Below are 21835 nucleotides of genomic sequence, written 5' to 3'. Positions count from 1 at the left end.
ACTATCCTGTTTGCTTCTATCTTGATAACTGACCCCCAAGAGTTTGATGCGCATGCCCAGACTTTCACGCAGGACGCTGTTACACGCCGCCGCCATTGGTTCGGCCTATTCCCTGTTACCTGCCTCAATCCGCAAAGCGCTGGCCATCCCTGCCCATAACCGCACCGGCAGCATCCGGGACGTCGAACACGTGGTGATCCTGATGCAGGAAAATCGCGCCTTTGATCATTATTTTGGCACGCTGCCCGGCGTGCGCGGGTTCGGCGATCGCTTCACCGTGCCACAGCCGCAAGGGCGCAGCGTATGGCAACAGCAGGGACTGGAGCGGCCGGTGCTGCCCTATCACCTGGACAGTCGACACGGCAATGCACAGCGCGTCAGCGGCACGCCGCACTCGTGGCTGGACGCCCAGTCTGCCTGGGACAATGGCCGTATGCGCGCCTGGCCAAGCTACAAAACGCCGACCTCGATGGGCTACTACCGTCAGCAAGAGCTGCCGTTCCAGTTTGCCCTGGCCAATGCCTTTACCCTGTGTGACGCCTATCATTGCTCACTGCATGGCGGCACCAATCCCAATCGTCTGTTCCTGTGGAGCGGAACCAACGGCCCAGCCGCCAACCTCGCGGTGGTGGTAAATGAATGGGATTACACCGGTTCGGCGGATAAGGGCTACGCCTGGAAAACCTATCCCGAACGCCTGGAAGCCAGCGGCGTCAGTTGGAAGGTCTACCAGTATTTGCCGGACAATTTCGGCGACAATCCGCTGGCCGGTTTTCGCCAATACCGCGCCGCCAGCATCAAGGTCGGCAACCCGGCCTATCCGCCAAAAGATTTCACCGCCTATGTGCCGTTCCACGACGCCTTGAACGCCATCGATCCGCTATACAAGGGCAATGGCTACACGCTGCCCGCCGCCAGTGCCAACGATCTGGAGGCGATGCTGGCCGGGTTCCGCGCCGATGTGCAACGCGGCGCCCTGCCGCAGGTGAGCTGGATTATCGCACCGGCCGCCTATTCCGAGCATCCCGATCCTTCCAGCCCGGTACAAGGCGGCTGGTTTACCCAGGAAATTCTCAATGCGCTGACCGATAACCCCGAGGTGTGGAGCAAAACCGTGCTGTTGGTCAACTACGACGAAAATGACGGTTTCTTTGATCATATGCCGCCGCCGGCGGCGCCGTCGCTACGCAGCGACGGCAGTTTTGCCGGCAAATCCACCGTGCCGTTCGAAACGGAAATTTTCCAGCATATCGCCCCGCCGGGCAGCGAGGAGCAACCGCCGCCAGATGGCGGCATTTACGGCCCGGGACCGCGCGTGCCGATGCTGGTACTTTCGCCGTGGAGCCGCGGTGGCTGGGTGAACTCGCAGGTGTTTGATCACACCTCGGTACTGCAATTCCTGGAAAAGCGTTTTCAGGTACGCGAGCCCAACATCAGCGACTGGCGTCGTACGGTCTGCGGCGATCTGACATCGGCATTCAATTTTGTTGACCCGAATGCGGAAACGCTGCCGCCGCTGCACACCACTACCCGTCACGCCGCCGACCGCCTGCGCCAGCGGCAGGAACGGTTGCCGGCGGTGGCGCTGCCAGCGCTCGCCCAGCAGCGGCCCCCCCGGCAACAGCGGCTGGCGCGCCCTTCGCGCGCATTGCCCTACCGCTTGCAGGTACAGGCCGCAGCGTATCCGCAGCAGCAGTTATTCACCCTCAATATGCTTAATCACGGCGCGCAGGGCGCAGTGCTGCAGGTGTATGACCTGTTGCAGCTGGATGAAATCCCCCGCCGTTACACCATCGAAGCAGGCAAGGCCTTGAGTGACAACTGGTCTGGCGCCGGGGAATACCATTTGTGGTTGCTGGGGCCGAACGGTTTTCATCGCACCCTGCGCGGTAACCTGCAGCAACTCCAGCCGGAGGTCCAGTTGGAAGCACGGCACGACGGCCTGCTGTTGACGGTGAGCAACCCTGTCGAACAACCGCTGACCGTCACACTGGCCCGCTGTCCTTACAGCGGTGCCGATCCGCAACCGTTGCTGATTCCGGCAAAAGGTCAACGACAGCACAGCGTTGCCATCACCGCCAGCGGTGGTTGGTATGACATTACGCTCACCGGGGAAAACCACTGGCAGCGACGCCTTGCCGGGCGCTGGGAGAGCGGGCTGCACAGCATCAGCGATCCACTGATGGGTGACGCATAGCGTCGCGTTGTCTGGCAACAGCATGCCTGATATCCACGGTGCAAGCAGGCTGTTTTCAGTATCATGGCGATTACTTGTTGCCTAGCTAAACCGGTTCGTCTAATTTAGCTAACCATCTTTGATGCTGAAAACAGGGAGTGAATATGGGTCATCGCGTATGGGTGCTGGGGGATGCGGTTGTCGATCTGGTGCCGGAAACTACCAACAGTTACCTCAAATGCCCAGGCGGCGCACCGGCCAACGTGGCGGTTGGCGTCGCGCGCCTGGGTGGCAGCAGCGGGTTTATCGGTCGGGTGGGGAACGACAGCTTCGGCGACTTCCTGCGCCAGGTGCTGCAGGATGAAGGGGTCGATACCCGACATATGGCCGCCGACCCGCATTACCACACCTCCACCGTGGTGGTCGATCTGGCGAACGACGGCGAGCGCTCCTTCACCTTCATGGTCACGCCAAGCGCCGACCTGTTTCTACAACCCTCTGATTTACCGCAATTTAAATCCGGAGAGTGGCTGCACGTCTGTTCGATCGCCCTGTCACGGGAACCGAGCCGCAGCACCACTTTCGGCGCCATGGAGCGCATTAGAGCCGCCGGTGGCTGGGTCAGTTTTGATCCGAATATCCGCGAGGACGTCTGGACGCAGCCCGAGGCGTTACGCCCTTGCCTGGCGCACGCGCTGTCGCTGGCCGACGTGGTCAAGATCTCGCTCGACGAGCTGCGTTTCATCAGTCTGGTTGACGATCTGGGCAGCGCCATCGCCTGGATGATGAGCCAGTTCCCGCTAAAACTGCTGTTGGTAACCCTGGGTGCCGATGGGGTATGCATGCATGACGGTAGCGGCATTCGCCATTTCCGCGCTACGCCGATCGCGCCAATCGATACCACCGGCGCGGGCGATGCCTTTGTTGCCGGCCTGTTGGCCGCGCTGTCGGCGCTGGGCCGCCTGCCTGCACCAGCAGAATGGCCGGCGGTTATCGCCCAGGCCCAGGCGTGTGGCGCACTGGCGACCACAGCCAAGGGCGCAATGACCGCGCTGCCGCGCACTGCGCAGTTGGCGGCCTTTCTGCAACAACACGCCTGATATCCTGCGGTGGGCCCGGGTGCCCACCCTGCCCCCTGACGAAATTGAGCACTCGATCACATTAGCTGAATCGGGTTAGCAATCTTGTTTGCCATTAGTGCTCCACCTCGATTATCTTTCAGCCTGAAAAACCGGTTTAGCAATTTAGCAAACAATAATAATTAGCCTCCAGGATGATAGAACATCATGAAAAAATTACGCTATCTGGCTGTAACTACAGGGTTATTACTTGCTACCACCGCCCAGGCCGCCGGCAATGCCGCCAGCATCGAAGCGCGTCTCAACGCCCTTGAGCAGCGCCTGCAACAGGCAGAACAACGGGCGCAGAGTGCGGAAAGTCGCGCCACTGCGGCGGAACAGCGCGCACAACGGCTGGAACAGCGCACGCTCAACGCCGAACAGCAAACGGTACAGGTCGCACAGCGCACCGCCACGCTGGAAAGCAAGGCGCCGGCGGCCAGTAATCTGAAGCTGAACGACTTTGGCGAGCTGAAGCTGTACGGTGACGTAGAGTTCAACCTGGACGGCGCCAGCCGCAGCGGGCAGCTCACCTCGCTGAAAACCACCGATAACAAGGACTGGAAGCCGGGCAACAAGGAGCGTTGGGACATCAACGGCCGTATTCTGATCGGCCTGGACGGCTATCGCCGCAATCAGGACGGCAACTTCGCCGGCTTTAGCGTGCAGCCACTGGCCGACATGGAGGGCAAAATGAACCTCGACGACGCCGCGTTCTTCTTCGGCAACGAGAAGAACTGGCAGGCGAAAATCGGCCGTTTCGAAGCCTACGATATGTTCCCGCTCAACCAGGATACCTTTATCGAGTATTCCGGCAACACCGCCAATGACCTGTACGCCGACGGTTTCGGTTACATCTACATGATGAAGGAAGGCCGCGGCCGCAGCAGCAGCGGCGGCAACCTGATGCTGAGCAAATACGCCGGCAACTGGTACTTTGAACTGAACACGCTGGTAGAGGACGGCACCTCGCTGTTCCAGGACCAGAGCTATCACGGCAACGAGCTGGACAACAAAAAGAATGTCGCTTATCTGCGCCCGGTGGTGGCGTGGAAAAAAGATCGGTTCAGCGCCGCGCTGGCGATGGAAAGCAACGTGGTCAACAACGCCTACGGTTATCAGAACGATCGCGGTCAATGGGTCGATCAGTCAAAACGCAACGGCTACGGCATGACCCTGAGTTGGAACAGTCTGGCCGCCGATGCTGACAACGGTATCGTCGCCAACCTCAGCACCGCCTATCTGGACGCCTCGGGAGAACAGGACTTTTCCGCCGGTGCCAACGTGCTGTGGCGCCGTTTTGAACTGGGTTACATTTATGCGCACAACAATATCAAAGAATTCGCCACCGATGGCATGACGGCCAATATCGATAACCCGTTCAGCGAACCGGGTCGCTATGACATCCACACCGTACATGCGTCTTATCAAATTCCCAACATCATGAATATGAAGAATTTCAATTTGTATCTCGGGGCTTACGCCTCACGGCTGGAGGCCAACGCCGACAACAAAATCGCCAATAGCGATGACGATCAACGTTACGGCGTGCGCGCCAGATTCAAATACTTTTTCTGATCGACAATATGCCGCCTGCCGCCAGGGTTAACCCCGGCGGCATTGTGATTTAACAGGGAGAAAACATGGATATTACCGCAACCGCTCAGGCGCTGTTACCGCTGCTCGGGGGTAAGGAAAACATCGCCAGCGCGGCGCACTGTGCCACCCGTCTGCGACTGGTACTGCTGGACGACAGTAAGGTGGACAAGGCCGCCATCGGCAAGCTTGAGGGGGTGAAAGGCTGTTTCAGCAATGCCGGGCAAATTCAGGTGATATTCGGTACCGGACTGGTGAACAAGGTGCATGCCGAGTTTATCAAGGCCGCAGGCATCAGCGAATCCAGCAAGTCCGAAGCTGCGGATATCGCCGCGAAAAAGCTCAACCCGCTGCAACGTATCGCACGGCTGCTGTCGAACATCTTTGTGCCGATCATCCCGGCCATTGTCGCCTCCGGCCTGCTGATGGGACTGCTGGGCATGGTGAAAACCTATGGCTGGGTCGATGCCAGCAGCGCGTTGTTCGTGATGCTCGACATGTTCAGCTCGGCGGCGTTTATCATCCTGCCGATACTGATTGGCTTTACTGCCGCCCGCGAGTTCGGCGGTAATCCCTATCTCGGCGCGACGCTCGGCGGCATTCTCACCCACCCGGCGCTAACCAACGCCTGGGGCGTCGCCAGCGGTTTCCACACCATGGATTTCTTTGGCATGGAAATCGCCATGATTGGCTACCAGGGCACGGTCTTCCCGGTGCTGCTGGCAGTGTGGTTTATGAGCATGCTGGAAAAACAGCTGCGCAAGGTGATCCCGAACTCGCTGGATCTGATCCTGACCCCCTTCCTGACGGTGATCATTTCCGGTTTTGTCGCCATGCTGTTTATCGGTCCGGCCGGCCGAGTGCTCGGCGATGGCATTTCGCTGCTGCTCAGCACGCTGATTACCCACGCCGGCTGGCTGGCCGGCTTGCTGTTTGGTGGCCTGTATTCGGTGATTGTCATTACCGGCATTCACCACAGTTTCCATGCGATTGAGGCCGGCCTGCTGGGTAACCCGAACATTGGCGTCAACTTCCTGTTGCCGATCTGGTCGATGGCCAATATTGCTCAGGGCGGCGCCTGCCTGGCGGTATACTTCAAAACCCGCGACGCCAAAATCAAGGCCATCGCCGTGCCTTCCGGTTTTTCCGCCATGCTGGGCATCACCGAAGCGGCGCTGTTCGGCATCAATCTGCGCTTCGTCAAGCCGTTCCTCGCCGCGCTGGTCGGCGGCGCGCTCGGCGGCGCCTGGGTGGTGGCCAACCACGTCGGCATGAACGCCGTCGGTCTCACCGCCATCCCCGGCATGGCCATTGTGCAAGCCAGTTCGCTGTTAAGCTATGTTATTGGCCTGGTGATTGCCTTTGGCAGCGCGTTCCTGCTTTCGCTGTTGCTGAAGTACAAAACGGACGCTGAATAATGGATGCACTGAGTTTGATAAAGCAAACCGCGCTGGCGCTGATGAACGGCCAGCTGCGGGCGGCCGACGATCCCCATCGCCCATGCTGGCATCTGGCGCCCAGCGTCGGGTTGCTCAACGATCCCAACGGCTTTATCCAGCACAACGGCCGTTACCATCTGTTTTATCAGTGGAACCCGCTGGCCTGCGACCACGGTCGCAAGTGCTGGGGACACTGGCAGTCCGACGATCTGCTCCACTGGCACCATCAGCCGGTGGCGCTGTTGCCCGGTGACGATTTTGACAGCCACGGTTGTTACTCGGGCTCCGCGGTGGTGGAAAATGACAAGATCACGCTGGTGTATACCGGCAACGTGAAATTCACCGACGGCTCGCGCACCGCCTATCAGTGCCTGGCGCAGGAAAATGCGTCAGGGGAATACGACAAGCTTGGCCCGGTGCTGCCGCTACCCGCCGGCTACAGCGGCCACGTGCGCGATCCGAAGGTATGGCGCCATCATCAGCAGTGGTACATGGTGCTCGGTGCGCGCGATCTGCACGACCAGGGCAAGGTGCTGCTGCTGCGCTCCGATGATTTACGCAGTTGGCAATTGCAGGGTGAAATCGCCGGCTCACGGTTGAACGGCATCGGCGATTTCGGCTACATGTGGGAATGCCCGGATCTGTTCCGCCTGGCAGACCGCGAGCTGCTGATTTGCTGTCCACAGGGTCTGGCGGCAGAGCCGGAACGCTATCTCAACGTTTATCAGGCCGGCTATCTGTGCGGCGAGCTGGATTATGCCACCGCACGCTTCAGCCACGGCGAGTTCCACGAGCTGGACGCCGGCTTTGAATTCTATGCGCCACAGACCACGCTGGCAGAAGACGGCCGACGCCTGCTGGTCGCCTGGATGGGGGTTCCGGAGCAGGACGAATCCTACCAGCCGACGGTACGCTACGGCTGGCTGCATACCATGACCTGTCTGCGCGAACTGACGCTGCACGCCGGCAGACTGTACCAGCAACCGGCGCGCGAACTGCAACAGCTGCGCGGCGCCGCCACCCGTTGGCAGGGGCCGGCGGCCGAAGCACCGCAACTGGAGATCGACAGCGCCGAACTGCTGCTGCGGCCGCACGGCCCGTTCAGCGCCCGCTTCGGCGACGGCATGCAACTGAGCTGGGACGGCGAGCGGCTTTGCCTGAGCCGCCATAACCTGCGCAGCGGCGAGCCGGAGCAGCGCTACTGGCGCGGCGAGCTGCAACAGTTGCAACTGCTGTTCGACCGTTCCAGCGTTGAAATCTTTATCAATCAGGGTGAGGCGGTGATGAGTTCGCGTTACTTCCCCTGCCGCTCACCACGGCTATTTTTGAGTGGTGATGCGCCGTTGGCGCTGCAACACTGGCCGCTGAATGCCGTCATGATAGAATGAGGCATTCTGTCAAAACCATAGATGCCGTTAGTGAAAAAAAATAAACGCGTAACCATCACTGATATCGCCGCTCAGGCCGGTGTGTCGAAGTCGACCGCCAGCCTGGTACTCAACGGACGCAGCAAGGAATACCGCGTGTCCGATGAAACCCGCGACCGTATTCTGGCGCTGGCGAGCGAACTGCACTATCAGCCAAGCATTCACGCCCGCTCGCTGCGCTCCCATCGCAGCCATACCCTGGGATTGGTGGTGCCGGAAATGACCAACTACGGTTTTGCGGTGATCGCGCGCGAGCTGGAAACCCTGTGTCGCGAAGCCGGTTTGCAGTTGCTGATCGCCTGTTCGGACGAAAACCCCGCGCAGGAAATGATGGCAGTCAACAGCCTGGTCCAACGTCAGGTCGACGGGCTGATCGTTGCCTCCAGTCAGTTGAACGATGCCGAATACCAGAAGATCAACGCCAGTTTGCCCGTGGTGCAAATGGACCGGCTGATCAACGGCTCCACCCTGCCGCTGGTGATCACCGATTCTGTTGCCTCCACCGCGCAACTGGTGGAAACCGTCGCGCGTCAGCACCCGGACGAGTTTTATTTTCTTGGCGGCCAGCCGCGCATTTCTCCTACCCGCGATCGCCTGGCCGGCTTCCAACTGGGGCTGGAACGCGCCGGTATTGTCGACCAGCCGGAATGGATTATCCACGGCACCTATCACCCCAGTTCCGGTTACGAGATGTTCGCCGGTCTGTGCGCCCATCTGGGCCGTCCGCCGAAAGCGTTGTTTACCGCCGCCTGTGGGTTGCTGGAAGGGGTATTGCGTTACCTGACACAGCACCAATTGATCGACAGCGATATCCACCTGTGCAGCTTTGACGATCATTATCTGTTTGACTGCATGACGTTAAAAATCGACACCGTGGCGCAAGACTGTCGCGGCCTGGCACAGCACAGTTTTGAAATGGTGACCCAGCTGATTGACGAACGCCCGCTAGCGCAGAGCACGCTGTTTCTGCCGGGTAGCATCCACTGGCGCCACGCCGGCTCGCTGGCGCAGCTGGCCGGGCGCTGATAACCGCCGTAGGCTCACGGCGACCCCGTAATAAAAAAGGGCCGGACAGTTGCCTGTCCGACCCTGGTTGAAACCGGCGAAGTTACTTCGCGCCGCCTTCCATACCGACCAGTCCCACCTTCAGATAACCGGCATTGCGCAGCGTATCCATCACGCTCATCAAAGTGGCGTAGTCCACGCTTTTATCTGCCTGGAAGAAGATGGTGGTTTCCTTGTTGGCCTGGGTACGTTGATCGAGCACCGTGGTCAACTGTTCTGCGGTGACCGGCTGCTCGCCGACGTAAAGTTGCTTGTCCGCCTTCACCGACAGGAACACCGGTTTTTCCGGCCGCGGCTGCGGCTTGGCGGTCGACGCCGGCAGATCGACGCGAATATCTACCGTTGCCAGCGGCGCTGCCACCATAAAGATGATCAACAGCACCAGCATGACGTCGATAAACGGCGTCACGTTGATTTCATGCAGTTCGCCGCTGTCGTCTACATCATCGTTTAAGCGCATCGCCATAACTCACCCCACCCGCAGCTGATGTGCGTGTTGCGAGCGCTTGGCTTCTGCCGTGGCTGCCAGATCCAGATCGCGGCTCAGCAGTAGCAGTACCTGTGCCGCGACGTCGCCCACCTGCGCACGATGACCGCCGATCACGCGAGCAAAAATATTGTAAATCACCACCGCCGGAATGGCGGCGACCAGGCCCAGTGCGGTTGCCAGCAGCGCTTCCGCGATGCCCGGCGCGACCACTGCCAGATTGGTGGTTTGCGAGTGGGCAATGCCGATAAAGCTGTTCATGATGCCCCATACGGTGCCGAACAGACCAACGAACGGTGAAATGGCGCCAATGGTCGCCAGGAAACCGTTGCCCTTGCCCAGTTGGCGGCCATACGCCGCCACCCGGCGCTCAAAACGGAAGCCGGCGCGCTCTTTGATGCCGTTGTTGTCGTTGGATTCAGCCGACAGTTCCAGTTCGTTCTGTGCATCATTCAGCAGCGTGGCACTGATGCTGTCGTTCTGGAAGCTCTGCGCCATTTCCGTTGCTTCGTCCAACGAACGCGCTTCAGACAGCGCCTGATGTTCGCGACGCAGACGGCGTTTGGCACGCGTCAGTTCGCTACCTTTGGCGAACAGAATGGTCCAGGTGATAATCGACGCCAACACCAGGCCGATCATGACCGTCTTCACCACTACGTCCGCATGCTGATACATGCCCCAGACGGAAAGGTCCATGCCACGCGTTTCCGGCGGCTGCACGGTCGGTGCCGGGTTGACCGGGGTCACGTTATCCGGCGCTGACGCTGGCGCAGGGGCCGCGGCGGTAGAGACGCTGTCGGCAACGGCAGGATTAGTCGCCGGCGCTGCCTGTGCGCTGCCGGCCAAACCGACCACCAGCAACATCGACGCTACCACACCGCGCCCGAACGCGACGCCCCAATATCCCCGGCCTGCGCCGCGGGATGCTTGATTCATAGTCTTGCCAGCCGTTTTCACGCTGCGCCTCCAACCATTACCGATCAAAATTAAACGAGAATTCAGCGTGCGATCATATCAAACCAATCGCGGATTGATAGTAGTTATCATTATTATTTACTCAATAACGCACCCACGGACCAAAAAAGCCGTAACCCGCGCCAGCTGCAGCGGCAAGTGGCGGCGCTGTTTAACATTCATACGAATAAAACCCAACAATTCCGTCACCCCTTGCGCGTTTTTTTTAACCACATCACGAAAAGCCGCATGCAGGGAAAATGCACAGTGACGGCGATCAAGGATTTTTAAAACAGCTTTTCACTTATGTAGCAAATAGGTTTCAACTGTGTTTATCTTTTGTCATGGAAATGCGATGCACTGGCGCAACCCGCCCCCCTCCGCAATCGCTTTGCCATCGGGATGATTAAAAAACAAACGGTTATTGTCACCGCCCAACACTCGGGAGATTATCAGATGAAATTGCCTCACGCCTTATCAGGTCTGTGCCTTGCCCTGAGCGCGCTGTTGTGCAGCCAGAGCGCGCTGGCACAGCAAATCAAAGCCGCCGATGTTCACCCGGAAGGTTACCCCAACGTGGTCGCCGTGCAGCACATGGGCGAAAAGCTGAAGGCGGCAACCGACGGCCGTCTGGAGATGAAAACCTTTCCCGGTGGCATGCTGGGCGACGAAAAGCAGATGATCGAACAGGCGCAAATCGGCGCCATTGACCTGATCCGCGTCTCGATGGCACCGGTGGCGGCGATCCTGCCGGAAATCGATGTCTTTACCTTACCGTATATTTTCCGCAACGAAGATCATCTGCACAAGGTGCTGGACGGCGAAATCGGCAAAGAGATCGGCGACAAGATCACCAACAACCCCGCTTCCCGTCTGGTGTTCCTTGGCTGGATGGATTCAGGCACCCGCAACCTGATTACCAAGCAGCCGGTGGTGAAACCGGAAGATCTGAAAGGGATGAAAATCCGCGTGCAGGGCAGTCCGATTGCGCTGGCAACCCTGAAGGCGATGGGCGCCAACGCCGTCAGCATGGGCGTCAGCGAAGTCTTCAGCGGTATGCAGACCGGGGTAATCGACGGTGCGGAAAACAACCCGCCGACCTTTATTGCCCATAACTATATGCCGGTGGCGAAAAACTACACCCTCAGCGGCCATTTCATCATTCCCGAGCTGTTCCTCTATTCAAAAACCAAATGGGACAAACTGACGCCGGATGACCAGAAGCTGATCCTCAAACTGGCCAAGGAAGCGCAGGACGAGCAGCGTACCCTGTGGGCGGCGTATAACCAGCAAGCGCTGGAGAAGATGAAAGCCGGCGGCGTGCAGTTCCATGACATCGACCGCGACTATTACTACAAGGCCACACAGCCGGTGCGCGACCAATACGGCAAGTCGCACCAGGATCTGATCGACCGCATCAACGCGGTGCAATAACGCAATTGCGGGCGCGGTTAACCGCGCCCTTCCCTGTTCCGGCGGAGGTATCTCATGGCGCACGCTTATCACCAGGCAATGGATGTGCTGTACCGCGTTTCAATGTGGATCGCCGGCATTGCCCTGTTGGCGATGGTGACGGTGATCCCAATCGGCATCTTCAGCCGCTACGTACTGAACGAAGGTGCCGCCTGGCCAGAACCGATCGCCATTCTGTGTATGGTGACCTTTACCTTTATCGGCGCGGCGGTCAGTTACCGCGCCGGATCGCACATCGCCGTCAATATGCTGATCGACCGTCTGTCACCGGCGTTACAGAGTCTGTGCGCCCGGCTGGCGGATCTGCTGATGGTGGTGATTTGCCTGTTCATCATCTATTACGGCTACGCGCTGTGCAGTCAGCTATGGCTGCAGCCGGTCGCCGAGTTTCCGCTGCTGACCGCCGGCCAGGCCTATCTGCCGCTGCCGATCGGTTCAGCCGTTACCTTGCTGTTCGTGATTGAACGGCTGCTATTTGGCTCGCAGCACCACCGCCCGGTGGTCCTGCTCGGCAATACCTGACGGAGCTCGCCCGTGGACGCATTTATTCTGCTTTGTTCCCTCGCCGTGCTGTTGGCGGTCGGGGTGCCGGTGGCCTACGCCGTCGGCTTGAGCGCCATCGCCGGCGCGTTATGGATCGATCTGCCGCTGGAGGCGCTGATGATCCAGATGACCAACGGCGTGAACAAGTTTTCGCTGCTGGCGATCCCGTTCTTTATTCTTGCCGGTGCCATCATGGCGGAAGGTGGCATCGCACGGCGGCTGGTGAGCTTCGCCTATATCTTTGTCGGCTTCGTGCGCGGTGGCCTGTCGTTGGTAAACATAGTCGCCTCTACCTTTTTTGGCGCCATTTCCGGCTCGTCGGTGGCGGATACCGCGTCGATCGGCTCGGTGATGGTGCCGGAAATGGAGAAAAAGGGCTATCCGCGCGACTACGCCGCCTCGGTCACCGCCAGCGGTTCGGTCCAGGCCATCTTGATCCCGCCCAGTCACAACGCCGTGATTTATTCGCTGGCGGCCGGCGGTACGGTATCGATCGCCGCGCTGTTTGTCGCCGGCATTCTGCCGGGACTGTTGCTGTGCACATCGCTGATGGTAATGTGCGTCGGCTTTGCCCATAAGCGCGGCTACCCGAAAGGTGAGGCGATCCCGTTTCGCGAGGCGCTGAAAATCTGCCTCGACACGCTGTGGGGTCTGATGACGGTGGTGATCATCATGGGCGGCATCATGTCCGGCGTGTTCACCGCCACCGAGTCCGCCGCCATTGCCTGTCTGTGGTCGTTCTTCGTCACCATGTTCATCTACCGCGACTACAAATGGTCGGAGCTGCCCAACCTGATGTATCGCACCATCAAAACCGTCACCATCGTGATGATTCTGATCGGCTTTGCCGCCTGCTTTGGCGCGGTGATGACCTACATGCAGCTGCCGATGCGCATTACCGAGTTCTTTACCGCCATCTCGCAAAACAAGTACGTGATCCTGATGTGCATCAACGTGATGCTGCTGGTGCTCGGCACGCTGATGGACATGGCGCCGCTGATTCTGATCCTGACGCCGGTGCTGTTGCCGGTGACCAATGCGCTGGGCATCGATCCGGTACACTTCGGCATGATCATGATGGTCAATCTGGGCATCGGCCTGATCACGCCGCCGGTAGGGTCGGTGTTGTTCGTTGCCAGCGCAGTGAGCAAGCAGAAGATAGAAGCGGTAGTGAAGGCCATGATGCCATTCTACTGCGTGCTGTTTATGGTGCTGCTGTTGGTAACCTATATCCCCGCCATCTCACTGTGGCTGCCGCATCTGTTTGGTTTGATGGGCTGAGCAAGATATAGATGTAAAAACGTCTGGATGGCTAAGCGACGTCATGTTAACGTAGCAAACATTCTGCCAGTGAACAGCAATAGGGTGAGCCTGCATGACGTCCAAACATCTTGAAACCGCGTTGATCGGCGTTGGCCGCAGTAAACGCTATACCCAGGGAGCGGTTAACCCGGTCACGCAGCGTGCGTCTTCACTGGTGTTCGATTCCGTGGCGGCAAAACGGCAAGCTACCGCCCAGCGGGCGCATGGCGAACTGTTTTATGGCCGGCGCGGTACCCTGACCCACTTTGCACTGCAGGACGCGATGACCGAACTGGAAGGCGGCGCGGGCTGCGTGCTCTACCCGTGCGGTGCAGCGGCGGTGTCCAACGCTATCCTGTCGTTCGTCAGCGCCGGCGACCACGTGCTGGTGACCGGCTCGGTGTATGAACCGACGCAGGACTTCTGCACCCATATTCTCGGCCGCATGAATGTCGCCACCGGCTACTTCGATCCGCTGATCGGCGCCGGCATTGCCGAGCTGATCCAGCCCAATACCAAAGTGGTGTTTCTGGAGTCTCCCGGCTCCATCACCATGGAGGTGCAGGATATTCCTGCCATGGTCAAGGCCATTCGCGCCGTCAACCCGGAGATTGTCATCATGATCGACAACACCTGGGCGGCAGGGGTTCTGTTCAAGGCGCTGGAGTTCGACATCGATATCTCCATTCAGGCCGGCACCAAATACATCATCGGCCATTCCGACTATATGCTCGGCACCGCCGTTGCCAACGCCCGCTGTTGGGATCAACTGCGCGAGTATTCCTATTTGATGGGCCAGATGGTCGATGCCGATACCGCCTATATGGCCAGCCGCGGCTTGCGCACCCTGGCGGTGCGGCTAAAACAGCATGAACAAAATAGTATTGCGGTGGCGCAATGGCTGGCCGAACGCCCGGAAGTGGCGAGGGTAAATCACCCGGCGCTGCCGAGCTGCAAGGGCCATGCATTTTACCAACGTGATTTCAACGGCTGTAACGGCCTGTTTTCCTTTGTGTTGACGCAGCGGCTAAGCGAACAACAGTTGACCGATTATCTCGACAACTTCCGCCATTTCACCATGGCCTATTCCTGGGGCGGCTTTGAGTCGCTGATCCTGGCCAATCAGCCCGAAGAACTGGACGCTATTCGCCCGGCGGGCGGCGTTGATTTTGTCGGTACGCTGGTACGGGTGCATATCGGTCTGGAAAACGTACAGGATCTGATCGACGATCTGGCTGCCGGTTTTGCGCGTATCGCCAGTTGATTGCTGAGTAACGGCCATAACGCATCGCTAAAAGCGCCTTTTGGCACACATTTCTACCTCTGGTTTAATGTGCTGTGAAACCATTAGGGGTACACTATAGCCACCTTACGTGAAGCTGTTAGCGTGTTGGCCGCCTTACTTGCCGCCTGGCGGAGTAAGCGCCCCCGGGTCGCTCGGCCGCCGCCTTCCCGCACCTCCGTTGATTCTGGGCATATCGCTATTCGCTTTACCCCGCACCGGCGCAACAGGACATAGAATGGATGTATTGAGAGAGATTGTTCACGCGCTTTGGCAACAGGACTTTACGGCCTTGGCCGATCCCGGCGTGATCTGGGTGGTTTACGCAGTGCTTTTCACCACACTGTTTTTGGAAAATGGTTTACTCCCCGCCTCCTTCCTGCCCGGCGACAGCCTGCTGCTGCTGGCAGGTGCCCTGATTGCCAAGGGCGTCATGGCCTTCGTGCCGACCCTGCTTCTGCTGACGCTGGCCGCCAGCCTCGGCTGTTGGCTCAGCTACCTGCAGGGCCGCTGGCTCGGCCATACCGGTCTGGTGAAAAGCTGGCTGTTGCAACTGCCTGTGCAGTACCACCAGCGGGCGCATATGCTGTTTAACCGCCATGGCCTGATGGCGCTGCTGATCGGCCGATTTCTGGCGTTTGTGCGCACTTTGCTGCCCACCATCGCCGGCATCTCCGGTCTCAGCAATAGCCGTTTCCAGTTCTTCAACTGGCTGAGCGCGGTGATTTGGGTCGGTGCCGTGGTCAGCCTCGGCTATGCGTTCAGCCAAATCCCGCTGGTAAAACGCTACGAAGATCAGGTGATGGCCGGGTTGATGATCCTGCCGATCGTGCTGCTGGTGATTGGCCTGCTCGGCGCGATGCTGGTGATCTGGCGTAAAAAGCGCAGCGCCTCCTGAGCGCGGATAACGCCGTCTTTACAGCTGCGCCTCAATCAACGCCATGCTGGCGGGCAGTTTGTTCGCCAGCGCATCCACGGCCAGACGGACCTTTAACGGCAGATGCGGCGTGTGCGGCCACAGGGCATGCGCGTTGAATTCGGCACCCGGATACTGCTGCAACACCCGTACCAGTTCACCGCTGAGCAATTGATCGCGCACCAGCCAGCACGGTAACCAGCCGATGCCAAACCCCGCCATCGTCGCATCCGCCAGCGCTTGCAGATCGTCCATCACCAGCCGCGCCCGGGGCGCAATCAGCCGGGTTTCACCCTGTTCCAGCGGCACTTCCCAGTTGCGTATCGTGCCGGATCGCAGATAGGCCACCGCATCGTGCTGCGCCAGCGCGTCCAGCGTGGTCGGTTCGCCACAACGCGCCAGATAGGCCGGCGAGGCGCAAAACGCCATGTGGTGATTGCCCAGACGCCGGGCCACCAGCCGTGCGCTGTCCGGCAACGCGCCGTTGCGCACCACCAGATCAAAACCATCCTCGATCATGTCCACCAGTCGGTCGTTAAACGACAGCTCCAGTTCCAGCTGTGGGTGTTCACGGGCCAGTTCGGTCAGGATCGGCGCAATACACAGGCGACCAAACAGTACCGGCATCGATACTCTCAGCCGCCCGCTCACCTGCCGTTTGCCACTTTCCAGCAGCGTTTCCGCCGTGCGGATCTCCTCCAGCGCGCGCAGGCAACGTTCATAGAACAACGCACCGTCATCGGTCAGATTTTGGCTGCGGGTGGTGCGATGAAACAGCCGTACGCCAAGCCGCTGCTCCAGCCGGGCGATGGTTTTGCCCACCGCCGAACGTGACAGATGCAGCCGGCTGGCCGCCAGCGCAAAATTGCCGGCCTCCACGGCGGTGACAAACACCGAGATGCCATTCAACCGATCGCTCATAATTTGTAGCCAAAAAGGAAACAATAAAAAGAAATATTATCGCCACTAGCGAAATAGAATCAACGATAACATGGCCCGGTCTGTTTAATCACTGGGAGAAAACCATGGCGAACACCATGCAACGTTGGACCATGAACGCCGTCGGGCGAGAGAATCTGCAATTGGGTTACGGCGATATTCCGCAGCCAGCACCGCATCAGGTGCGGGTCAGGGTAAAGGCCATCGCGCTGAATTACCGCGACAAAATGGTGATTGAAGGCCAGATGCCGGTGAAGATGCCGCTGCCGTTCACTCCGGGGTCGGATATGGCCGGCGAGATTGACGCCGTGGGCGCCGAAGCCAGCCGCTTTCGCCTCGGCGATCGGGTCATTTCGAACTTTGCCCCCGGCTGGCTGGACGGCCAACCGCGCGGCAATGCCCGAACTCCACCCTATAACACCTTGGGCGGGTTTTATCAGGGCGTACTGGCGGAATATATCGTAGTAGATGAAGACTGGCTCAGCGCCGCACCGCATACGCTGGACGATGCCCAGGCCAGTACGCTACCGGTGGCCGGGCTCACCGCCTGGTTTGCGCTGATCGAACGCGGCCAGTTACGCGCCGGGCAAACGGTACTGGTGCAAGGCACCGGCGGCGTGGCGCTGTTCGCGCTGCAAATTGCCAAAGCGCATGGTGCGCAGGTTTACCTGACCTCCGCCAGCGAGCAGAAGCTGAATCAGGCCAAAGCGCTGGGCGCCGATTACGGCATCAACCGCCTGCAGGGCGACTGGGTGGAAACGCTGTATCAGATGACGCAGGATCGCGGCGTCGATCACGTCATCGACACCGTCGGCGGCAGCAACCTGGCCAACTCTCTGCGCGCAGTGGCGGTACACGGCCGCATTTCGGTCATCGGCGCACTGGAAGGGTTCGAGCTTGCCGGCTCGGCCGGTTTGCTGCTGCTGAAATCGCCGACGGTACAAGGCATCGGCGTCGGTCACCGCCGCGCGCTGGAGGATTTGGTGCGCGCGGTGGATGCCAGTGGCCTGCAACCGGTGATCGAACAGCGCTACCGTTTCGATCGTTTGCCTGACGCGCTGGATCACCTCGATCGCGGCGCCTTCGGTAAAATCGTGCTTACCCTTCCATAAACGCAGCGCCGGTGCCACGCAGCCGGGCGAGCTCATCGCTCGGCGTTACGCCGAAGAAACGTTTGAATTCACGGCTGAATTGCGACGCGCTCTCATAACCGACGCGAATCGCGGCGGTGCTGGCCTTGAGTCCGTCGTGCACCATCAGCAGCCGCGCCTTGTGCAAGCGGTATGATTTGACGTACTGCAACGGCGAGGTATTGGTCACCGCCTTGAAATTATGATGAAACGCCGACACGCTCATGTTGACTTCGCTGGCCAGCGCCTCAACGTTCAGGCTTTCCGCATACTGGTTTTCAATCCGCCGTAACGCTCTGGCGATCTGGCTGAAGTGGGTATGCCGGTTGACCAGTTCCTGCAACGACGCGCCACAGCTGCCACGCAGCACGTAATACAGGATTTCGCGCACGATCTGCGGCCCCAAAACCCGCGCATCAAGTGGGCGTTCCATCACGTCCAGCAAACGCTCGGTGGCGCACAGCATCTCGTCGCCCAACTGCGCGCAGTTGACGCCGTTGCTGTCGGCATACGGCTTCATCAGGTAATCATCGTCGCCGATGTCGATCAGCAGATCCTGCAGCATCTGGGTATCAATATTGACGGCCATCCCCACCAGCGGCTGTTGCGGGCTGGCAAAGGTTTCGCATTCAAACGGCAGCGGCACCGTCATCAGCAGATAGTTGCGCGGATCGTACTGGAACACCTTGCTGCCGCAATAACCGACCTTGTGTCCTTGAAAGATGATCACGATGCCCGGTTCATACATTACCGGCTGGCGCGGGCTGTGTTGGTCGACATACAGAATTTTTACTCGCGGCACCGGCGAGGGCGTATAGCCATTGCCGTTGGCAAAACGCGCGGCCTGTCGCGCCATGCGGCTGCGCAGTTCATTAATTTCGGTCACGGAAACACCCTCTTACAGCCAGAACAATCCGGCATAAATAATAATATAAACCTATCCATTTCTATAGTCTTTCGTAGAAATAGGCAAGAACCAAACAGGAATGTGCATTGTGATGTTGCCCCAGGTTACTGACAATACGCTCCATGACTTTGACGCCCGCTGCCGCCGTTTGGGCTTTTAGGCAAGGCGTCGCCAACCGCGCAGGAGTGCCATGAACCCGACTCTAGAATTGCTAACCTCGCATCGCAGCGAACGCAGCTATCTCGATACGCCGATCGCCGATGAGGTGCTCGACAGCATTATCGCCGCCGCGCATCTGGCGCCGACCTCGGTGAACTCGCAACAGGTTTCACTGATCGTTACACGCAACGCCGAACAGCGTGCGCGCATCGCCGAGATGGCCGGCGGCCAGGCGTGGATCGCCAAGGCGCCGGTGTTCATCACCGTGGTGCTGGATATGCACAAAACCCGTCTTGGCATGGCAATAAGCGGCAAACAACAGCTGGCGCATCAAAGCATTGAGAGCCTGATTTCCGGCAGCACCGACGTCGGCATCGCCCTCGGCGCGCTGATGACCGCCGCACGTTCGCACGGCCTGGGTATTGTGCCGATCGGCGGTATCCGCCGCGATCCGCAGGCGATGATCGATTTTCTGCAGTTACCGGAGCTGACGTTTCCTGTCGCCGGCGTGGCCATCGGCTACGTCGACCAGCCGGCCGCGCAGAAACCCCGCCTGCCGCTGGCCAGCTTCCGTCACGAAGAGCGCTATCAACGTGAAACGCTGCCGGATGCCATCAAGGCCTACAACCAGACGCTGGTACAGCACTGGCAGCAGATCGGCCGCAGCGACGGCGATGACTGGGGCAACAATACCGCCAGCTATTACCAACATATTTATTTCCCGAATGTGCTTCCCGCCATTCGGCAACAAGGCTTCAAACTGGACAAATAACCTATGCAAAACTTTATTCTTCATACCCCGACTAAAATTCTGTTCGGTAAAGATCAAATTGCCGAACTGGGCCAGCAGATCCCGGCCGATGCGCGCATCCTGATCACCTACGGTGGCGGCAGCGTGAAGAAAAACGGCGTGCTGGATCAGGTCTATGCCGCACTGGCCGGCCGCAACGTGCAGGAATTTTCCGGCATTGAGCCCAACCCGACTTACGAAACGCTGATGAAAGCGGTAGATATCGTGCGCGCAGAAAACATCGATTTTCTGCTGGCGGTCGGCGGCGGTTCGGTGGTTGACGGCACCAAATTCATTGCCGCCGCGGCTGACTATAGCGCCGACCGCGACCCGTGGCACATTCTGCAAACCGTCGGCAGCGAAATCACCCAGGCGGTGCCAATGGGCTGCGTGCTCACCCTGCCGGCGACCGGTTCCGAGTCCAACAGCGGCGCGGTGATCACCCGTAAAAGCAGCGGCGACAAGCAGCACTTTTTCTCACCGCTGGTACAACCGCTGTTCGCGGTGCTCGATCCGGTGGTGACCTATTCGCTGCCAGCACGCCAGATCGCCAACGGCGTGGTCGACGCCTTCGTACATACCATTGAGCAGTACCTGACCTATCCGGTGGACGCCAAGGTTCAGGATCGCTTTGCCGAAGGTCTGCTGTTAACGCTGCTGGAAGACGGCTCGCGTGCGCTGGCCGAGCCAGAAAACTACGCGGTACGCGCCAACGTGATGTGGAGCGCCACCATGGCATTGAACGGTCTGATTGGCGCCGGCGTGCCGCAGGATTGGGCCACCCATATGCTGGGCCATGAGCTGACCGCCATGCACGGCCTCGACCATGCTCAAACGCTGGCGATCGTGTTGCCCGCGCTATTGGTGGAAAAGAAAGCGCAAAAACGCGAAAAACTGCTGCAATACGCCGAGCGCGTCTGGGGCCTGCGCGACGGTTCTGAAGAACAGCGTATCGATGCGGCAATCGCCGCCACCCGCGAATTCTTCGAAAAAATGGGCGTGCCGACCCGTATGGCGGACTATCAGCTTGACGGTAGCAGCATCCCGGCGCTGCTCGATAAGCTGCAACAGCACGGCATGACTGCCCTGGGTGAACATCAGGACATCACGCTGGCGGTCAGCGAGCGCATCTACCAGGCGGCACGTTAATCACAACCTGGTGATTTCCTGCTAGGCTTTAATTCCCGGCTCTTGACGATCGGAGCCGGCAATCAGGTCAAAAGGAGAAACGCATGACAACGCAACCCATCATCAAACTCCACGATGGTAATCTGATGCCGCAGTTGGGTCTCGGCGTTTGGCAGGCGAGCATTGAAGAGACAACCAACGCCGTGGCTGAAGCCCTGCAAGTGGGTTATCGCTCCATTGATACCGCTGCAATCTATAAAAACGAGGAAGGCGTCGGCAATGCGCTGCAGTCAGCCTCGATAGCCCGCAGCGACCTGTTCATCACCACCAAACTGTGGAACGACGATCAGGGCAATCCGCAGGCGGCGCTGGAAACCAGCCTGAAAAAGCTGAAATTGGACTACGTCGATCTGTATCTGATCCACTGGCCCCGGCCGTCACAGGATCAATACGTCGATGCCTGGCGCGACCTGATCGCACTGCGTGAGCAGGGGCTGGCGAAGAGCATCGGCGTGTGCAATTTCCACGTTGCGTATCTGCAACGCCTGCAGGACGAAACCGGCGTTATGCCGGTGATTAACCAAATCGAACTGCATCCGTTGCTGCAACAGCGTCAATTGCACGCCTGGAATGCCACCCATAAAATCGCCACTGAATCCTGGAGCCCATTGGCGCAGGGCGGCAAGGGCGTGTTTGACCAGCCGGTGATTAAAAAGCTGGCGGAAAAATACCAAAAGACCCCGGCGCAGATTGTCATACGCTGGCATCTGGACTGCGGTTTGATCGTCATTCCGAAATCCGTTACGCCAAGACGCATTCGCGAGAACTTCGAGGTGTTTGATTTTAAACTGGATAAAGACGAATTGAGTCAAATCGCCAAGCTGGACACCGGTCACCGTCTGGGGCCGAATCCGGAAACGCTGTAACTGCCGGCCCCGCCCTTCTTCCAGCCGGGAGCGGGCGGGATCCTGCCTTTTTGCGCAAGATATTTGCCTCTGCTGACG

At 59.1% G+C, this 21835-nt stretch carries 19 protein-coding genes; 15 read left to right on the top strand and 4 right to left on the bottom strand.

Annotation, left to right across the window (positions count from 1 at the left end; all coding sequences use genetic code 11):
• Positions 1 to 52 precede the first annotated feature (52 nt).
• From ACCC84_RS11695 to ACCC84_RS11670, 6 genes are all read left to right on the top strand, one after another.
• Positions 53 to 2197 carry a phosphocholine-specific phospholipase C gene (locus ACCC84_RS11695; protein ID WP_039992541.1) on the top strand — a complete coding sequence of 715 codons (2145 nt, stop codon included), beginning with the start codon at positions 53 to 55 and terminating at the stop codon, positions 2195 to 2197.
• A 143-nt stretch (positions 2198 to 2340) separates the two neighbouring features.
• Complete coding sequence (gene cscK / locus ACCC84_RS11690; protein ID WP_371901929.1) at positions 2341 to 3276, top strand: fructokinase; 936 nt, start codon at positions 2341 to 2343, stop codon at positions 3274 to 3276.
• Between the two features lie 186 nt (positions 3277 to 3462).
• Positions 3463 to 4872, top strand: a complete 1410-nt coding sequence (locus ACCC84_RS11685) for a carbohydrate porin (protein WP_371901928.1) — start codon at positions 3463 to 3465, stop codon at positions 4870 to 4872.
• Positions 4873 to 4937: 65 nt separating this feature from the next.
• Entirely contained in the window at positions 4938 to 6308 is a 1371-nt protein-coding gene (locus ACCC84_RS11680; RefSeq protein ID WP_198773749.1) for a sucrose-specific PTS transporter subunit IIBC, read from the top strand.
• Positions 6308 to 7717, top strand: coding sequence for a sucrose-6-phosphate hydrolase (locus tag ACCC84_RS11675; RefSeq protein WP_371901927.1), 1410 nt, complete (start codon positions 6308 to 6310; stop codon positions 7715 to 7717). Before ACCC84_RS11680 ends, ACCC84_RS11675 begins: the two co-directional genes overlap by 1 nt.
• A 21-nt stretch (positions 7718 to 7738) precedes the next feature.
• Positions 7739 to 8782 (top strand): LacI family DNA-binding transcriptional regulator, encoded by a 1044-nt coding sequence (locus ACCC84_RS11670; RefSeq protein WP_088499796.1) that lies wholly within the window; start codon positions 7739 to 7741, stop codon positions 8780 to 8782.
• Between the two features lie 82 nt (positions 8783 to 8864).
• Here ACCC84_RS11670 and exbD read toward each other — a convergent pair whose 3' ends face one another.
• Positions 8865 to 9287, bottom strand: coding sequence for a TonB system transport protein ExbD (gene exbD / locus ACCC84_RS11665; protein WP_004958384.1), 423 nt, complete (start codon positions 9285 to 9287; stop codon positions 8865 to 8867).
• 3 nt (positions 9288 to 9290) lie between these two features.
• Positions 9291 to 10265 carry a tol-pal system-associated acyl-CoA thioesterase gene (exbB, locus tag ACCC84_RS11660; protein WP_081445067.1) on the bottom strand — a complete coding sequence of 325 codons (975 nt, stop codon included), beginning with the start codon at positions 10263 to 10265 and terminating at the stop codon, positions 9291 to 9293.
• 453 nt (positions 10266 to 10718) lie between these two features.
• Between exbB and ACCC84_RS11655 the strand changes: the two genes are divergently transcribed.
• The 5 genes from ACCC84_RS11655 (at position 10719) to ACCC84_RS11635 (ending at position 15760) form a co-directional block, all read left to right on the top strand.
• Complete coding sequence (locus ACCC84_RS11655; RefSeq protein ID WP_039992538.1) at positions 10719 to 11696, top strand: TRAP transporter substrate-binding protein; 978 nt, start codon at positions 10719 to 10721, stop codon at positions 11694 to 11696.
• Between the two features lie 54 nt (positions 11697 to 11750).
• Positions 11751 to 12257: a TRAP transporter small permease gene (locus ACCC84_RS11650; protein WP_198773748.1), complete on the top strand. Its 507-nt coding sequence runs from the start codon at positions 11751 to 11753 to the stop codon at positions 12255 to 12257.
• Between the two features lie 12 nt (positions 12258 to 12269).
• Complete coding sequence (locus tag ACCC84_RS11645; protein WP_004958372.1) at positions 12270 to 13559, top strand: TRAP transporter large permease; 1290 nt, start codon at positions 12270 to 12272, stop codon at positions 13557 to 13559.
• Positions 13560 to 13653: 94 nt separating this feature from the next.
• Positions 13654 to 14844 carry a cystathionine beta-lyase gene (gene metC, locus ACCC84_RS11640; protein WP_004958370.1) on the top strand — a complete coding sequence of 397 codons (1191 nt, stop codon included), beginning with the start codon at positions 13654 to 13656 and terminating at the stop codon, positions 14842 to 14844.
• 256 nt (positions 14845 to 15100) lie between these two features.
• Positions 15101 to 15760, top strand: a complete 660-nt coding sequence (locus ACCC84_RS11635) for a DedA family protein (RefSeq protein WP_004958367.1) — start codon at positions 15101 to 15103, stop codon at positions 15758 to 15760.
• Positions 15761 to 15778: 18 nt separating this feature from the next.
• Here ACCC84_RS11635 and ACCC84_RS11630 read toward each other — a convergent pair whose 3' ends face one another.
• Complete coding sequence (locus ACCC84_RS11630; RefSeq protein WP_273869192.1) at positions 15779 to 16699, bottom strand: LysR family transcriptional regulator; 921 nt, start codon at positions 16697 to 16699, stop codon at positions 15779 to 15781.
• Between the two features lie 104 nt (positions 16700 to 16803).
• Here ACCC84_RS11630 and ACCC84_RS11625 point away from each other — a divergent pair, with 104 nt between their 5' ends.
• The gene (locus ACCC84_RS11625; protein ID WP_004958363.1) at positions 16804 to 17829 is read left to right on the top strand and encodes a zinc-dependent alcohol dehydrogenase family protein; all 1026 of its coding nucleotides are present in this window, start codon (positions 16804 to 16806) and stop codon (positions 17827 to 17829) included.
• Here the strand turns inward: ACCC84_RS11625 and ACCC84_RS11620 are convergent.
• A complete protein-coding gene (locus ACCC84_RS11620; protein WP_371901926.1) occupies positions 17816 to 18733 on the bottom strand; it encodes an AraC family transcriptional regulator in 918 nt (305 codons plus the stop codon). The two genes, ACCC84_RS11625 and ACCC84_RS11620, sit on opposite strands and share 14 nt — an antisense overlap.
• Positions 18734 to 18944: 211 nt before the next feature.
• Between ACCC84_RS11620 and ACCC84_RS11615 the strand changes: the two genes are divergently transcribed.
• The 3 genes from ACCC84_RS11615 to dkgA all read left to right on the top strand — a co-directional run bounded on the left by ACCC84_RS11615 (position 18945) and on the right by dkgA (position 21757).
• Positions 18945 to 19685 carry an NADPH-dependent oxidoreductase gene (locus tag ACCC84_RS11615; RefSeq protein WP_371901925.1) on the top strand — a complete coding sequence of 247 codons (741 nt, stop codon included), beginning with the start codon at positions 18945 to 18947 and terminating at the stop codon, positions 19683 to 19685.
• A 3-nt stretch (positions 19686 to 19688) separates the two neighbouring features.
• Positions 19689 to 20852 (top strand): alcohol dehydrogenase, encoded by a 1164-nt coding sequence (gene yqhD, locus ACCC84_RS11610; RefSeq protein WP_371901924.1) that lies wholly within the window; start codon positions 19689 to 19691, stop codon positions 20850 to 20852.
• 83 nt (positions 20853 to 20935) lie between these two features.
• Positions 20936 to 21757, top strand: coding sequence for a 2,5-didehydrogluconate reductase DkgA (gene dkgA / locus ACCC84_RS11605; RefSeq protein ID WP_004958354.1), 822 nt, complete (start codon positions 20936 to 20938; stop codon positions 21755 to 21757).
• The last annotated feature ends 78 nt before the right edge of the window (positions 21758 to 21835 follow it).

Source organism: Serratia odorifera, from assembly GCF_041448735.1.
Lineage (GTDB): Bacteria > Pseudomonadota > Gammaproteobacteria > Enterobacterales > Enterobacteriaceae > Serratia_F > Serratia_F odorifera.
The sequence above is the reverse complement of the archived record's forward strand: the minus strand, read 5'-3'. Positions and strand labels throughout refer to the sequence as shown.

Excerpts from the sequence above, each read along its gene's own strand:
- ACCC84_RS11630 (WP_273869192.1), bottom strand. The coding sequence starts at position 16,699 with ATGAGCGATCGGTTGAATGGCATCTCGGTGTTTGTCACCGCCGTGGAG.
- yqhD (WP_371901924.1), top strand. The coding sequence starts at position 19,689 with ATGCAAAACTTTATTCTTCATACCCCGACTAAAATTCTGTTCGGTAAA.
- ACCC84_RS11685 (WP_371901928.1), top strand. The coding sequence starts at position 3,463 with ATGAAAAAATTACGCTATCTGGCTGTAACTACAGGGTTATTACTTGCT.
- cscK (WP_371901929.1), top strand. The coding sequence starts at position 2,341 with ATGGGTCATCGCGTATGGGTGCTGGGGGATGCGGTTGTCGATCTGGTG.
- ACCC84_RS11625 (WP_004958363.1), top strand. The coding sequence starts at position 16,804 with ATGGCGAACACCATGCAACGTTGGACCATGAACGCCGTCGGGCGAGAG.
- ACCC84_RS11670 (WP_088499796.1), top strand. The coding sequence starts at position 7,739 with ATGCCGTTAGTGAAAAAAAATAAACGCGTAACCATCACTGATATCGCC.
- ACCC84_RS11635 (WP_004958367.1), top strand. The coding sequence starts at position 15,101 with ATGGATGTATTGAGAGAGATTGTTCACGCGCTTTGGCAACAGGACTTT.
- exbD (WP_004958384.1), bottom strand. The coding sequence starts at position 9,287 with ATGGCGATGCGCTTAAACGATGATGTAGACGACAGCGGCGAACTGCAT.
- ACCC84_RS11680 (WP_198773749.1), top strand. The coding sequence starts at position 4,938 with ATGGATATTACCGCAACCGCTCAGGCGCTGTTACCGCTGCTCGGGGGT.
- ACCC84_RS11615 (WP_371901925.1), top strand. The coding sequence starts at position 18,945 with ATGAACCCGACTCTAGAATTGCTAACCTCGCATCGCAGCGAACGCAGC.
- ACCC84_RS11695 (WP_039992541.1), top strand. The coding sequence starts at position 53 with ATGCCCAGACTTTCACGCAGGACGCTGTTACACGCCGCCGCCATTGGT.
- ACCC84_RS11650 (WP_198773748.1), top strand. The coding sequence starts at position 11,751 with ATGGCGCACGCTTATCACCAGGCAATGGATGTGCTGTACCGCGTTTCA.
- metC (WP_004958370.1), top strand. The coding sequence starts at position 13,654 with ATGACGTCCAAACATCTTGAAACCGCGTTGATCGGCGTTGGCCGCAGT.
- dkgA (WP_004958354.1), top strand. The coding sequence starts at position 20,936 with ATGACAACGCAACCCATCATCAAACTCCACGATGGTAATCTGATGCCG.
- ACCC84_RS11655 (WP_039992538.1), top strand. The coding sequence starts at position 10,719 with ATGAAATTGCCTCACGCCTTATCAGGTCTGTGCCTTGCCCTGAGCGCG.
- ACCC84_RS11675 (WP_371901927.1), top strand. The coding sequence starts at position 6,308 with ATGGATGCACTGAGTTTGATAAAGCAAACCGCGCTGGCGCTGATGAAC.